Consider the following 1,109-nt stretch of genomic DNA (forward strand, 5'->3'; position numbering starts at 1 on the left):
GGGTGTGAACGATGTCCCGACTCACCGGTGAAGCATCAACTGGGAACGATGTCCCGACTCATGTGAGAACTATGTCGTGAAACTAGACACCCCCTTGCGCACACTGTGTGGTGAACACCCCCGGCCTTTTGGCCGGGGGTGTTCTGCGTTTTCGACTGTCCACCGGAAAACTCTTTGGCATTTACCCATCCGCCGCCGCCCAATGGCCGAATACCCAGTGAGACATCAGCCACGCGGCAGGTGTCCACCGGCCAGATCATAGCTGCGGACACCGGTCTGCAGCAGGCAAATGCCCCAACCCAAGGAGATCCGAAATGCAGACCCTCAAGCGCTCAACTTTCACGGTCGCCGGCGTTGCAGCCGCAGCACTGCTCAGCCTCACTGCCTGTGGCGGATCCAGCACCGCGGAGTCCTCGGCACCGGCAGAGACGTCGGCCGCCACCACGGCTCCCTCCCCCTCGGCCAGCGCCGACATGATGGACCCGGCCGCCAACCTGGTAGGCCCCGGCTGCGCCGCTTACGCTGAGCAGGTTCCCACGGGTGCCGGCTCCGTGGAAGGCATGGCCCTGGACCCCGTAGCGGTTGCGGCTTCCAATAACCCGATCCTCACCACTCTCACGGCTGCGGTTTCCGGCAAGCTGAACCCCAAGGTTGACCTGGTCGACACCCTCAACGGCGACGAGTTCACCGTCTTCGCGCCGGTGGACGACGCCTTCGCGAAGATCGATGCCGCCACCATCGAAACCCTGAAGACGGACGATGCCCTGCTGAGCAAGATCCTGACCTACCACGTCGTACCCGGCCAGATCACCCCGGACGAGATCGCGGGCACGCACGCCACGGTCCAGGGCGGTTCGGTCACGGTGACGGGCAGCGGTGACAACCTGAAGGTCGACAACGCGAACGTCATCTGCGGCGGCGTCCAGACCAAGAATGCCACCGTCTACCTGGTGGACTCCGTCCTGATGCCCAAGTAATACCGGCAGGAGCGGAAACACTGCACCGGCGGGGGGGGGGGGGGGGGGGGGGGGGGGGGGCGCCCCCCCCGGCGCCGGAGTGCCAGGTATGTGGGGGCGCCCCGGCGCGGGGGGGGCGCACCCCCCCGGGGC

General features: G+C 66.4%; 1 protein-coding gene. It reads left to right on the plus strand.

All coding sequences use genetic code 11. The features are described 5' to 3' along the window. Positions 1 to 314 precede the first annotated feature (314 nt). Positions 315 to 977, plus strand: coding sequence for a fasciclin domain-containing protein (locus ACFWIX_RS14715; protein ID WP_377216876.1), 663 nt, complete (start codon positions 315 to 317; stop codon positions 975 to 977). Positions 978 to 1,109 lie beyond the last annotated feature (132 nt).

It is taken from the genome of Pseudarthrobacter sp. NPDC058362 (assembly GCF_042723515.1).
Classification (GTDB): domain Bacteria; phylum Actinomycetota; class Actinomycetes; order Actinomycetales; family Micrococcaceae; genus Arthrobacter.

Coding starts and splice junctions, on each gene's coding strand:
- ACFWIX_RS14715 (WP_377216876.1), top strand. CDS start 315: ATGCAGACCCTCAAGCGCTCAACTTTCACGGTCGCCGGCGTTGCAGCC.